Genomic DNA, 12499 nt, shown 5'->3' with positions numbered 1-12499 from the left:
GATGATCGACTCATCGGAGCTGATGTGGCGGTATCCCGACCAGGGGATACCGCTTTTGCGCCGTTGTTCACCGGGCCCCCGCTGACCGCTGTTTCGGCTCACCGGCCGGGGCGTCGTCGCCGGTCGGTCAGGGGGTGGCCAGCACCTCACGGAGCTTCGCGGCGAACTCCCGGGGCTTGCCGGCGTAGCCGGCGTGACCGCCGAGGAAACCGCCGTGGTGGCTGGGGAACACGGTGGCCTCCTGGCCGAGCAGGTGGGCGGTGCCGACGGCGGTCCGGGCGGTGTACGTCCCGGCCGACTCCTCGCCGACCGCGATGACGATCCGGGTCGGTGCGGCGGTGAGTGCCGCCGCGTCGGGGCGGTAGTCGGTGACCGGCCACGAGTTCTTCGACAGCAGCGGATCGTCACGGCTGCCGTCGTCGTCGGTCGGCAGGCCGAACGTCGCCGGATCGGGCTCGGGCCGGGCGAAGTAGGCGTCGGTGAACTCGCCCTGCCACGACGTCATCACGATGAACGCGGCCATCCCCGCGCCGGTGCCCCTCGCCTGGTAAGCCTCGTGGAAGGCGGCCCGCGCGCGCTCGGCGGCGGCGGCGTCGGGCAGCACGGCGTTGACGGGCGGCTCGTGCGCCACCAGCGTGACGACGTCGTTGGGGTGGGCCGCGACCAGGGCGAGGGCGGTCACCGCCCCGCCGCTGCTGGCGAACATGTCGACCGGACCGGCGTCGAGCGCCCCGATCAGGTGGTGCAGGTCGTCGGCCTGCTGCTGGGGCGTGTGGTCGGACCGGCCGTCGGTGCGGACGCTGCGACCCAGGCCGCGCGGGTCGTAGGTGACGACCGTGCGGTCGGCGAACTGGGCGGCGAGCGCGTCGAAGCCGTCGGCCGTCATCGGCTGGCCGATCATGACCAGGGCGGGACGCCCGTCCGCCGGGGGGAGCGGGCCGCGAACGTCGTAGACCAGTTCCACTCCCGGCAGGGTGAGCGTGTGCGTCCTCGGCATGACGCCGAGCCTACGACCGCCCCCCGACATCGTCCGGCGATCACCGGGGGCGGGACCCCCGGAGGAACTGGTCGACCGCCGTGCGGGTGATCCCGTCGAGCAGCCCGGGCGCGACCAGGTTGCCGTTGACCAGCGTGGCGATGCCCTGCAACGTGGCGAACAGCACGATGCCGGCGCGGTCCGGGGAGCCGGGTTCCAGCACCCCCCGGGCCTGCCCCTCGACGATCAGGTCGTGCATCAGCCCGAACGGTCCGGCGGCGGCCGCGACGAGGTGCTCGGCCCCCTCGCGGTGCTTGCCGGTGAACATCAGCTCCAGCAGGGCGGCGTCCTCGGTGGCGAACCGCAGGTAGGCGGCGGCCATGGCGTGCAGGCGTGACCCGAAGTCCGTACCCGCGGCGGCGAGCGCGGTGCGCAGCTCGGCGTGCAGCCGGGCGAACCCGGCCTCGGCGAGGGCGTCCAGCAGCGCCTGCCGGTCGGCGAAGTGCCGGCGCGGCGCGGCGTGGCTGACGCCCGCCTCCCGGGCCAGTTCGCGCAGCGAGAGCTGGCCCGCGCCGTGTTGGCGCAGGCTGCGCTCGGCGGCGGCGAGCAGCGTCGACCGCAGGTTTCCGTGGTGGTACGCGGGCACGGGGGTCATGGTAGCCGGAAAAATGTCGCCGTTGCCGACATTGTTGTCGCCGTATACATTGTTTCCCATGACAACATTCACGACCGCCCAGATCCCCGCCCAGACCGGCCGTACCGTCATCGTGACCGGCGCGAACAGCGGCATCGGCCGGGTCGCCGCCACGGCGCTCGCCGCCCGGGGTGCCCGGGTCGTGCTCGCCGTCCGCGACCCCGCCAAGGGCGCCGCCGCCGCCGCGGGCATGACCGGCGACGTCGAGGTACGCCGGCTCGACCTGGCCGACCTCGCCTCCGTCCGCGCGTTCGCCGAGGGCTGGACCGGGCCGATCGACCTGCTGGTCAACAACGCCGGCGTGATGATCCCGCCGCCGACCCGTACCGCCGACGGGTTCGAGCTCCAGTTCGGCACCAACCACCTCGGGCACTTCGCGCTCACCAACCTGCTGCTGCCGCAGATCCGGGGGCGGGTGGTCACCGTCGCCTCCGGCGCGCACCGGGCCGGGAAGATCGACTTCGCCGACCTGAACTGGGAGCGCCGCCCCTACCGGGCGTTCCCCGCGTACGCCCAGTCGAAGCTGGCGAACCTGCTGTTCACCGCCGAACTGCACCGCCGGCTCACCGAGGCCGGCTCGCCGGTGCTGGCGACCGCCGCCCATCCCGGCCTGGCCGCCACCAACCTGCTTGGGCACCTCGACGGCGACCGCTCCTGGTGGAACCGGCTCCAGACGGCCCTGGTCAACCGGCTCGCGCAGAGCGACGCCGACGGCGCGTCGCCCACCCTCTACGCGGCGGTCGCCGACATTCCGGGCGGCAGCTACGCCGGGCCGGACGGCCTTTTCGAGGGGCGTGGCGCGCCGAAGCTCGTCGGCCGCTCCAGGAACGCCCGCGACGGTGCCGTCGCCCGTCGGTTGTGGACGGTTTCCGAGGAGCTGACCGGCGTCACCTTCCCCCTGACCGCCCAGCCCGTCCGGTAGGTGACCGCCGACGGCGCGGTCCGGACCCCGGTGGGTCGCTGACGGAACGGTTCACCCTGCGGGGCAGCGGGCGTCGGCAGCGGGCAGGGTCAGGTCGACGAGGTACCTGTCGACCACGGCGACCGTGCACGCGTTGCGCAGGTAGGTGCCGTGGCCCGAGCCCTCGTAGGTGACCAGGCGTCCGTGCCGGCCCAGCTGTCGGGCGACGTTGGTGGCCCAGGCGTAGCCGGTGCGGGGATCGTGCCGGGCGTTGAGCAGCAGCAACGGCGTGTGGGTGCGCACCCGTAGCTCGTGCGGTGGATTCCGGACCGGGGACTGCCAGCCCAGACAGGTGTGCACGGCCAGCAGACCGGCACCGTAGCGGACGTCCGGTGCGACCGCCCTGGCTGCCCGGAGCAGGGCCGTGTACTCGTGGTGGTCGCGGACGGTGGCCGGCCAGTCCGCGCAGAAGACCGCCACGGCCACCGGGAGTTTCACCTCGGGCGGCGGCATGCCGGCGGCCATGTCCCGAATGGCCTCGGCAAGCTGTGGGAAGCGGGGGCCGGCGAGCATCCCGAGGGCCACGGCGGTGACGTCGAAGGCGGTGCGCGGGGCGTACCCGTCGTTGTCGGCGCGAGCCAGCACCGCGGCCCAGACCGCCCGGACGTCCCGGCCGTGCAGCACGCACCCGGGTGAGCTGTCGCACCAGGTCACGAACTCGTCGAAGGCGTCCTGGAGCGCCGCCGCCTGGGTACGGACGAAGGACCACACGTCCAGGCTGTGGTCGAACACGCCCTCCAGCACCACGGCCCGTACCCGGTCGGGATACCGTTCGGCGTACTGCTGGCCCAGCAGCGTGCCGTACGAGCTGCCGTGGAAGGTCAACCGCCGCTCACCCAGCGCACGCCGCAGCGCCTCCAGGTCGTGCACGGTGCTGAGCGTGTCGGCGTGCCCGAACACCGGGCTGGTCGGGCGACACCGGTTCCACAGCGCCCGGTTGTAGGCCACCGTGGCGTCGAAGTCGGCCTGGCCGGTCAGCACGACGGGTGGCCTGCGCAGCTCCGGGTCGGGCGTGCAGACCGGGGCGGCGCTGCGGGCCACCGTACGCGGATCGAAGCTGACCAGGTCGAAGCGGTCCAGCAGCTCGTCGCTGAACCGGTCCCCCCGGCGGATGCGTTCCACCCCCGAGTCCCCGGGGCCGCCCGGCCCGAACACCAGCGTGCCCACCCGCTGCTCCGCCATCCGGGCGGCCCGACGGGCCACGACGAGGGTGAACGTGGGGCCGTCCGGTCTGGTCCAGTCCACCGGCAGGCGCAGCGGGGCGCACCGCACGCGCGGGTCGGGTGGCACGTCGGGCAGGTCGTCGGGACAGTCACCCCAGCTCAGGCCCGGTGGTGGCCCGGGACGCGCCTGGGCGACCGCCGGGAGACCGGCGAGGACGGTGAGCAGGGCGACGACGACGGTCACGGTACGACGGAACACGGCGGACCTCCCAGGTTGTGGCTACCCGTCCACCCTGGCCCCCGGCCCACCCGAGCCGTATGCGGAGGAACCCGGATCTCGTCCCTGAGGTTGCGTTCCGACCACCTCGACGGGGTGACGGGCTCGTCGGTGATCCAGCGGTGGACTCCTCTCCGAGGAGTCGACCGCACGGTAGCCGGCCCGGGCGGTCCGCCGTCGGTCGTTTGTGGACGGTGCGAGCGGGGAACAGGGTTGGTATGGCGAACGGACAGATGAAGACCGCCGGTGGTCTGCTGCTGCGGGTTCTCGGTGTGCTGCTGGTCGTGGTGGGCGTGCTGGGTGCGCTGGCCTCGCTGACCCAGGGCAACGTCGTCGGGATGGTCCTGGGTGTCGTCCTCGTCGCCGGGGGCGCGGTGCTGCTCAAGCGCTCCGGACGGGCCGGCCGGTCGGGAGCGGTGCCGTCGACCCGGTGACCGCGCGGCGACGTCAGCGCTGCGACCGGCCGCCGTCGGTCGCGCCCCGGGACGTCGGACGCCGCGCGGTCAGGGTGGGGCTGTGGTGTTCTGGCTGCTGACGATCGACGCGAACGACCCGGCCCTGTCTGCGTGAGCCGACGTCGTTCCGGCCCGGACGTGCCCGGGCCACCTCCGGGTGGCCGGTGCTGGACGGACGCCCGGGTCGGCTGAGCCGGATGCGCAGGAACCGGAGGCATCGTCCCGGCTACACCGACGGGGTGATGAGTTCGTCGGTGATCCAGCGGGCGACGCCGACGGGATAGGGCGGCGTCAACCCCAGGATCACGTGCCCGAACCCGGCGGCGGTCGCCGCGCCGATCGCGGCCCGGGTCTCCTCGGGCCGGTCGTAGGAGACCGGCAGGTGGATCGAGCGGGTGATCGAGGCGGGATCGCGGCCGATCTCGGCGCAGTAGCGGTCCAGCAGCGCGCTGCGGGCGGCCACGTCCCCGATGTCCCCACCGCCGGGGACGTTCCACACGTCGGCGTGCTCGGCGACGACCCGCAGCAGGGCCGACGAGCGTCCGCCGATGACGATCGGCGGGTACGGCCGCTGCACCGGCTTCGGATTACCGTAGGCCCCGGTCAACCGCACGTGCTCGCCGTGGAAGTCGAACGGCGCGTCCTCGGTCCACAGCCGCCTGATGACCGTGCACGCCTCGGCGAGGCTCTGCACCGAGTGGCTGAAGTCGTGGTAGGGCAGGCCGTGGGCGGTGTACTCGCGGCGGGCCGCCGGGTGACCGGGGCGGGAGCCGGCGCCGATGCCGAAGTCGAGCCGTCCGCCGGAGACGATGTCGACGGTCGTGGCGATCTTGGCGAGCATCGCCGGGGGCCGGAACCGGTTGCTGGTGACGAGCAGGCCGAGGCGCAGCCGGCGGGTCTGGGCGGCGAGGGCGGAGAGCAGCGTCCAGCCCTCGTACGCCGGCCCGTCGGGGTCGCCGCCGATCGGCATCAGGTGGTCGAAGAGCCAGGCGTGCGCGATCTCGGGGATGTCGTCCGCCTCGCGCCAGACCCGCAGCACGTCGTGGTAGTGGACCTGCATCGGTGCGGTCATGATCCCGATGCGGAGGGGGGTGGGGTGCGGCATGTGCCGTCCTTCCTGATCCGGCGCTCAGCGGCGGCGCAGCGCCGGGTCGAGCAGGGCCGGCGGGGTGTCGTGCTTCTCGCCGGGGGCGAGGTCGACGCCGGGGGCGACGATCGCGTCGATGGCGTCGAGCACGTCGGCGGTGAGCACGGTGTCGGCGGCGGCGAGTTGGCTGCGCAGGTGCTCCGGCGTACGCGGGCCGATGATCGCGCTGGTCACGGCGGGGTGCGCGGTGACGAAGCCGAGCGCGAGCTGGATCAGGGTGAGCCCGGCCTCCTCGGCGACCTTGGTCAGCTGCTCGACCGCGTCGAGCCGGGCCCGGTTGCCGGCGATGGTGAGGTCGAAGCGCTCGGGCAGGACGTCGGCGCGGTGGGTGGTGATCTCCTGGCCCGCCCGGACCGCGCCCGACAGCCACCCGGAGGCCAGCGGGCTCCAGGCGAGCACGCCCATGCCGTACTGCGCGGTGACGGGCAGGACGTGGGTCTCGATGCCGCGTTGCAGGATCGAGTAGCTGGGCTGTTCGGTGACGTACCGCCCCAGGTGGTGTTCCCGGGCGGCCCACTCGGCCTGCACGAGCCGGTACGCGGGGAACGTCGAGCAGCCGAAGTAGCGGATCTTGCCGGCCCGCTGGAGGTCGGTGAGCGCGGACAGCGTCTCCTCGTCGCTGGTCGTCGGGTCCCAGCGGTGGACCTGGTAGAGGTCGATGTGGTCGACGCCGAGCCGGCGCAGGCTGCCGTCGAGCGCGGTGTGCAGCCAGCGGCGGGAGGTGCCCCGGTGGTTGCGTTCGTCGCCCATCGGCATGGCCGCCTTGGTGGCCAGCACGATGTCGTCGCGGCGGCCGGCGATGGCCCGGCCGACCAGTTCCTCCGACTCGCCCTGGCTGTAGCGGTCGGCGGTGTCGATCAGGTTGATCCCGCCCTCCAGGGCGGCGTCGATGATCGCGGTGGCCTCGGCCTGGCCGGTGCGGCCGATGGCACCGAAGTTCATCGCGCCGAGTACGAGGGTGCTGACCTGGACGCCGGTGCGGCCGAGGGTGCGGTACTGCATGAGGGTTTCCTCCACGGGTGACGGGGTGGCGGCCGGTCGGTGCCGCCGGGAACCACGGCGCGTGTGGACGCGCCGTGGACTGGTGGGGAGGGGACGGGGCGCGGCTGGCCGCCGGCCGTCCGGCTCTGGCATCATGGTGCAAGTGGAACCGTGTTCCGCTCTGAACTATACGGAACGCTGTTCCGTTTGCCAAGGGTGCCCGGAGGTGGCGACGCATGGCCGACGGTGGACCGGGGTCGCCCACCCCACCCGAACGCGCCGACGCGCCCCGGAAGCGGGCCGACGCCCGGCGCAACGAGGCGACCCTGCTCGAGGCGGCCGCCGCGGCCTTCCTCGCCGCCGGTGTCGACGTGCCGGTACGTGACATCGCCGCGCGGGCCGGCGTCGGCGTCGGCACCATCTACCGCCACTTCCCGACCCGGGCCGACCTGATCGTCGGCGTCTACCGGCACCAGGTGCAGGCGTGCGCCGAGGCCGCGCCGGCCCTGCTCGTCGACTGCCACTCGCCGCACGCCGCCCTGACCGCCTGGATCGACCAGTTCGTCGACTTCCTGGTCACCAAGCACGGCCTCGCCGGGGCGATGAACTCGGACGCCGCCGCCTTCGAGGCGCTGCACGGGTACTTCCTCGACCACCTCGTCCCCGCCTGCGCCCGCCTGCTCGACGCCGCCGCCGCGGCCGGCGAGATCCGCCCCGGCACTGATCCCCGGGAGCTGCTGTTCGCCGTCGGCAACCTCTGTGCCGGCCGCGCCCCCTACTACGACGCCCGCCGGATGGTCGGGCTCCTCGTCGCGGGGCTGCGGCTGCGCTGAGGGGCGACGCCGTCCGCCCGGCCGGGCGGATCAGCGCGCGTAGTGCGCGGCGACCGCGGCGAACGCGGCCTTCGGTTCCCAGGGCAGGCCGGGGTACGTCGTACCGGTGCGCCCGTCGAGCACCTTGACGATCCCGGGGCTGGCGAGGTCGAGGTCGTCGCGCGGGTCTCCGTCCGGCCGGTGCGGGAGGCTGGGCAGCGCGAACAGGTGGACGAAGGCGCTGTCGACCCCCTCGCTGTCGAAGATGTCGAGCAGTTCTCTCAGGTAGGCGGCCTGGCCCTGCTCGTCGCGCTCGTACGCTCCGTTCAGCCGGTGGGGCCTGCCGTCCGGGCCGTACTCGATGATCTCCATGCTGCGCGGCGCGACGTCGCCCGCGCCGCGCCAGGTCGCGGTGCCGAAGCCGGTGACGGCGACCGGCTTGGGCTGGTCGACGAGCCGGCGTACGCCGTCGCGGAACTGGTCGGCGACCTCGGCGGAGCGGATCAGCTCGACGGTCACCACGTCGAACAGGTCCCAGTCGACGCCCTCGAACGGGATCGCGGCGTAGGTGACCCTCCCGTGGAAGCGTTCGCGGACCGCCGCCACGGTGGCGCGCAGGAACGCATCGAGGCGGGTGCGGACCCCGGCGATGCGCCCGGCCCGGCCGTCCGGGTCGGTGAACAGGTGGTCGAGGCGGTCCGCGAGGCGCTCCCCCTCGATGAACCCGCGGTTCATGATGCTCAGCTCGGCGCCGGCGACGAACACGATCTCGGCCCCCGCCGCGCGGAGCCGCTCGGCCCGCTCGGCGCAGTCGAGGAACAGGGCGCGGATCAGGTCCGGTTCCAGCTCCAGGGGGTACGGCGAGAACCACACCTCCAGGCCGAGTTCGGCGGCGATCCGGGCGGCGGACTCCAGCCGCCCGGGATCGCCGCCGACCAGGTGGACGGCGGTGCAGTGCAGGTCGTCCCGGATGATGGCCAGCTCCCGCCGGACCACCTCGGGGTCCCAGTGCGGCACCGAGGTGACGCCGTCGGTGACGAAGCCGGTGTCGTAGGCCATGCCTTTGGCGCGCATGTCGGTCCCTTTCGGTCGTGGTGCTCCCGGTTTCCGGAGGGACCGTAGCATAATTTTGCGTGCACGCAATTTTGCGCGCACGTATCGTGTGTGCGACAGTGGCACCGTGACCGGTCCATCGACGCTGCGGGAACGCAAGAAGCGGGCCACCCGGGAGGCGCTGCAGGCGGCGGCGCTGCGCCTCGCGCTGGAACAGGGGCCGGACAACGTCCGCGTCGAGGAGATCGCCCAGGCGGCGGGCGTGTCGACCCGGACCTACAACAACTACTTCCCGAGCCGCGAGCAGGCCATCGTCGCCGGGGTCGCCGCCGACCGCGCGGCCGGCGTCGCGGCGGCGGTGCTCGCCCGGCCACCGGGGGTCGGCCTCGCCGACGCGGTCGTCGACGCCGTCGTGGGCCTGTACGCCGACCCCGGCGACCAGCCGCCCGCCGCGCTGCTGATGATCGCCGCCAGCCCCACGCTGCGCGCCTGCTACGTCGAGGCCGTCACCACGTTCGAGGAACCCCTGGCCGGGGCGGTCACCACCCGCTGTCCCGGCGTCGGACCGCTGGCCGCCCAGGTGCTCGCCGCCGCGGTCGGCGCGGCCGCCCGGTTGGCGCTGCGGCAGTGGCTGCACGGCACGGGCGAGGTGCCGTCGATGGCCGGGTTCGTGGTGCCGTCCGCGCCGCTGCCGGACCTCGTCCGGGCCGCGCTGCTGCCGCTGGCCCCGGCACTCGACGCCGCCGCGACCTGACCCACCCGACCGGCTCCACCGGAACCCCGCCCCCGCCGGGCGGGTGCCGCACGCGCGTGGTGCCGACGCGCGGTCCGGTCCCGGACCGGCGGGGGCGGGGGTACCGGGCGGGGCGGGACCGCAGCGGTCCCGCCCCGGGTGAGGCGGTCAGGTACGCGACAGGGCGCGGTCGCTGACCGAGGACTGGAGCCCGAACTGCCGGGCCCGGCGCTCGGCGAAATCGGTCAGGCCCTGACTGTCGGCGTAGTCGAGGCTGTACAGGTCCAGCTCCAGCTGGAGCAACTGCTCGGCGATCTGGGCGTGGAACTCCAGCACGTCGGGCGGCCACGGCGCGTAGCCATGGTCGGTCCACCGGGCCGAGAACGACTCGAAGACGATCCCGTCGACGATCTCGGCCAGCCGGGGCAGCATGCCGAAACCCCGGTTCGCCAGCAGGTACGCCGGCTCCGCCTCCTCCCGGATCGCGGCGACCAGGGTCAGCAGGTGCGGCACGTCCTCCGGGAAGGTCAGCTCGACGTTGAGCGTGTCCAGGAACAGCCCGGCGAAGCCCTGCGCGATCGCCTGCTTCGCCTGCCCCACCACGTGCGACACCCACCCGGGATGGTCGACGTGGACGAACGCGCCACCCCAGTCCGGGTTGCGTTCCTGCCGCTGCCAGGGCGCGGGCGGCCCCTGGTCCTCCGACAGCGACAGGTAGCCGAGGGTCTGCACGTCCTGCGCCGCGAGGTAGCGCAGCTCGGCCGGACGGTAGAAGTCCGGTTGCAGCACCACCCGTACGTAGCGGGTCAGTTCGGGCAGGCGGCCGTCGCCGTAGTAGAAGCAGATGGGGCGTCGGCTCATCACGTCCACCCGTGTTCCCGGTACCAGGCGAACGTGCTGCGGACCCCCTCCTCCAGGCTGACGCCCGGCTCGTAGCCGGTCAGCTCACGCAGCCGGGACAGGTCCGGGCAGCGGCGGACGACCGATCCCGGCGGCGCGTTCCCGGGGGCGATGGCGGGGCTGACCCCGGCCACCCGCAGGACCAGCTTGGCCAGGTCGCCGATGTTGGTCTCCTCGCGGTCGTTGCCGATGTGCACGATCTGCCCGGCGGCCGCCGGTGCCGCCATCAGCCGCACCATCGCCTCGACCGCGTCGTCGACGTGGCAGAACGCCCGGAACTGGTCGGCCCCCGGGACGGGGAACGGGTCGGCCCCACGCAGGGCGCGCAGCGACATCTCCGGGATGACGTGGTCGGCGCCCATCCGGGGGCCGTACACGTTGTGGAACCGGCCCACCACGGTCTCGAACCCCCGGGCCCGCGCCGTGTGCAGGAAGGCGGCCTCGCCCAGCAGCTTGCTGGCCGCGTACGCGAACCGGGGCGCGGCGATGTCGGAGATCATCGGCGGCACGGTCTCGTCCGTCGGCACCGGCACCACCCCGGCGGTCACGCCCCCGGCGTAGACCTCGCTGGTGGAGGCGAAGAAGACCCGCTCGCCCGGGGCCACCCAGTCGAGCAGGTGCAGCGCCGACAGGGTGTTGACCCGGATCACCCGGGCCGGGTCCTGCTCCACGTTGCGCACGCCGACGACGGCGGCGAGCAGGTAGATCTGGTCCCAGCCGGTCGGCAGCGCCGCCCAGGTGGCCGGGTCGGTCAGATCGCCGGAGACCACCTGCACGGCCGGGTCGGCGCGCAGCCGGTCGAGGTCGGCGTCGTCGCGGCCCCGGGAGAAGTCGTCCACGATCGTCACCCGGTGCCCGTCGGCGACGAGCCGCCGGGCCAGGTGCAGGCCGATGAAGCCGGCCCCGCCGAGCAGCAGCGCCCTCATGCCGACACCGCCGCGGTGTTCGACGCGCCCGCACCGGCGGCGACGGTCGCCGCGTCCGCGCCGGCCGCCTCGGCGGGGGCGGGCGGCAGGTAGCCGAGCCCGGCGTAGCGGACCCCGGCGGCCAGCACCGCGTCCGCGTCGAGCACCCGCCACGAGTCGTAGACGAACGCCGGTGGCGTCGCGCCGAGCACCTCCGGCACCCGCAACGCCCGGTAGTCCGGGTGGTCGTTGATGATCAGGACGGCGTCCGCCTCGGTGAACGCCTTGTCCAGGCTGACCGGTTCGCCGCCGTACTGGCGGATCACGTCGTCGGTGACCATCGGGTCGTGACCGAGGACGGTGACCCCGGCGGCGGAGAACACCCGCATCATCGGCTCGATCGGCGTGCCGCGCATGTCGTCGGTCGCCGGCCAGCCCTTGTACGCCCACCCGAGCACCGCCAGCCGGGCGCCGAGGCTGCGCCCGCGCGCCTCGACGAGCATCCGCACCACCGTCTCGCCGACGTGGATCGGCAGGTACTCGTTGAGCTGGCGGGCCTTGCCGACGAGGAACGGCCGGCGGTCACCCGCACTGTCGATCATGATGTACGGGTCCTTGGAGAGGCAGCCGCCGCCCACGTACCCGGGCTTGGCGAGATCGGGGCGCGGGTAGTCGACGTTGGCCGCCCGGATCACCTCCAGCGGGTCGAGGCCGTGCCGCTCGGCGACCAGCGCGATCTCGTTGCCGAACGCGTAGATCAGGTCGGTGTGGCAGTTGTTGGACAGCTTCACCAACTCGGCGGCCTCCAGGCTGGAGACCGGGACGATGGTGCGGACCAGCCCGTTGAAGAAGTCGGTCGCGGCGACCAGGCTGTCGTCGTCCAGACCCCCGATCACCTGCGGCAGCTCCACCAGTTCCCGCAGCGCCTGCCCCTGGATGGTGCGCTCCGGGGCCATCACCAGCTTCACCCGCTCACCCCAGGCGGCCTGGAGTTCCGGCAGCACCACCCGACGGCTGGTGCCCACCGGGACCGTGCTGCGGACCACCACCAGCGTGTCCGGCCGGCAGCTCGCCGCCACCACCCGGGCGGCGGCGGCCAGGTTCGCCAGGTTGGGCCGGTGGGTCATGTTGTCCACCGGCGTCGACACGCTGATCACCGCCACGTCGACGGTGTCCTTGGGCAGGTCGGCGGCGACGTGGATGCGGGTGCCGAGGTGGGCGGCGAAGACGTCCTCGATGCCCGGCTCGAAGATGTGCGGCCGGCCGTGCGACAGCGCGTCCAGCACCGCCGGTGACACGTCGGCGCCGTACACCGTGAAGCCCTTGTCGGCGAGGGCGGCGGTGAGGGTGAGCCCCACGTAGCCCAGGCCCACGACCCCGATCTTCATGCTCATCTGCTGTCCTCTCGTGTGCGGGTGTGTCGTGAAGGGGGAGCGGTCCGC

At 73.6% G+C, this 12499-nt stretch carries 13 protein-coding genes; 4 read left to right on the top strand and 9 right to left on the bottom strand.

The annotated features are described in order from the left end of the window. Nucleotides 1–127 precede the first annotated feature (127 nt). Together ACN265_RS24370 and ACN265_RS24365 are read right to left on the bottom strand one after the other, a co-directional pair. On the bottom strand, nucleotides 128–997 hold the full coding sequence (locus tag ACN265_RS24370; protein ID WP_357928673.1) for an alpha/beta fold hydrolase: 870 nt from the start codon (nucleotides 995–997) through the stop codon (nucleotides 128–130). Between the two features lie 40 nt (nucleotides 998–1037). Beyond that, a complete protein-coding gene (locus tag ACN265_RS24365) occupies nucleotides 1038–1631 on the bottom strand; it encodes a TetR/AcrR family transcriptional regulator (protein WP_204923778.1) in 594 nt (197 codons plus the stop codon). Nucleotides 1632–1689: 58 nt separating this feature from the next. Between ACN265_RS24365 and ACN265_RS24360 the strand changes: the two genes are divergently transcribed. Further along, on the top strand, nucleotides 1690–2592 hold the full coding sequence (locus ACN265_RS24360; RefSeq protein ID WP_204923779.1) for an oxidoreductase: 903 nt from the start codon (nucleotides 1690–1692) through the stop codon (nucleotides 2590–2592). 51 nt (nucleotides 2593–2643) lie between these two features. Here ACN265_RS24360 and ACN265_RS24355 read toward each other — a convergent pair whose 3' ends face one another. Next, nucleotides 2644–4053 (bottom strand): alpha/beta fold hydrolase, encoded by a 1410-nt coding sequence (locus tag ACN265_RS24355; RefSeq protein ID WP_421409733.1) that lies wholly within the window; start codon nucleotides 4051–4053, stop codon nucleotides 2644–2646. A gap of 236 nt (nucleotides 4054–4289) precedes the next feature. Here ACN265_RS24355 and ACN265_RS24350 point away from each other — a divergent pair, with 236 nt between their 5' ends. Then, nucleotides 4290–4505 carry a hypothetical protein gene (locus ACN265_RS24350; RefSeq protein ID WP_420119398.1) on the top strand — a complete coding sequence of 72 codons (216 nt, stop codon included), beginning with the start codon at nucleotides 4290–4292 and terminating at the stop codon, nucleotides 4503–4505. Nucleotides 4506–4752: 247 nt separating this feature from the next. Here the strand turns inward: ACN265_RS24350 and ACN265_RS24345 are convergent, their stop codons facing one another. Together ACN265_RS24345 and ACN265_RS24340 are read right to left on the bottom strand one after the other, a co-directional pair. Then, nucleotides 4753–5598 (bottom strand): LLM class flavin-dependent oxidoreductase, encoded by an 846-nt coding sequence (locus tag ACN265_RS24345; protein WP_421409729.1) that lies wholly within the window; start codon nucleotides 5596–5598, stop codon nucleotides 4753–4755. Between the two features lie 57 nt (nucleotides 5599–5655). Then, complete coding sequence (locus tag ACN265_RS24340; RefSeq protein WP_421409726.1) at nucleotides 5656–6675, bottom strand: aldo/keto reductase; 1020 nt, start codon at nucleotides 6673–6675, stop codon at nucleotides 5656–5658. Nucleotides 6676–6890: 215 nt separating this feature from the next. Here ACN265_RS24340 and ACN265_RS24335 point away from each other — a divergent pair, with 215 nt between their 5' ends. Continuing rightward, complete coding sequence (locus tag ACN265_RS24335; RefSeq protein WP_421409724.1) at nucleotides 6891–7487, top strand: TetR/AcrR family transcriptional regulator; 597 nt, start codon at nucleotides 6891–6893, stop codon at nucleotides 7485–7487. Between the two features lie 30 nt (nucleotides 7488–7517). Here ACN265_RS24335 and ACN265_RS24330 read toward each other — a convergent pair whose 3' ends face one another. Then, nucleotides 7518–8540 (bottom strand): hypothetical protein, encoded by a 1023-nt coding sequence (locus ACN265_RS24330; RefSeq protein ID WP_421409722.1) that lies wholly within the window; start codon nucleotides 8538–8540, stop codon nucleotides 7518–7520. Between the two features lie 106 nt (nucleotides 8541–8646). Between ACN265_RS24330 and ACN265_RS24325 the strand changes: the two genes are divergently transcribed. Next, nucleotides 8647–9273 (top strand): TetR/AcrR family transcriptional regulator, encoded by a 627-nt coding sequence (locus ACN265_RS24325; RefSeq protein WP_421409720.1) that lies wholly within the window; start codon nucleotides 8647–8649, stop codon nucleotides 9271–9273. A gap of 147 nt (nucleotides 9274–9420) precedes the next feature. On the opposite strand, the gene ACN265_RS24320 is transcribed toward ACN265_RS24325, so the two are convergent. Genes ACN265_RS24320 through ACN265_RS24310 form a run of 3 tightly spaced genes read right to left on the bottom strand, consistent with a single transcriptional unit; the run spans nucleotide 9421 to nucleotide 12451 of the window. Beyond that, nucleotides 9421–10113 (bottom strand): hypothetical protein, encoded by a 693-nt coding sequence (locus tag ACN265_RS24320; RefSeq protein WP_232377246.1) that lies wholly within the window; start codon nucleotides 10111–10113, stop codon nucleotides 9421–9423. Beyond that, nucleotides 10113–11078, bottom strand: coding sequence for an NAD-dependent epimerase/dehydratase family protein (locus ACN265_RS24315; protein WP_421409718.1), 966 nt, complete (start codon nucleotides 11076–11078; stop codon nucleotides 10113–10115). Before ACN265_RS24315 ends, ACN265_RS24320 begins: the two co-directional genes overlap by 1 nt. After that, nucleotides 11075–12451 carry a nucleotide sugar dehydrogenase gene (locus ACN265_RS24310; protein WP_357928652.1) on the bottom strand — a complete coding sequence of 459 codons (1377 nt, stop codon included), beginning with the start codon at nucleotides 12449–12451 and terminating at the stop codon, nucleotides 11075–11077. The genes ACN265_RS24315 and ACN265_RS24310 overlap by 4 nt, the downstream gene beginning before the upstream one ends. Between the last annotated feature and the right edge of the window lie 48 nt (nucleotides 12452–12499).

Origin of the sequence: Micromonospora sp. WMMD730 (assembly GCF_049178955.1) — a bacterium.
Classification (GTDB): domain Bacteria; phylum Actinomycetota; class Actinomycetes; order Mycobacteriales; family Micromonosporaceae; genus Micromonospora; species Micromonospora wenchangensis.
Note: the sequence above shows the minus strand (reverse complement) of the source record. Positions and strands in the feature narration are given on the sequence as shown.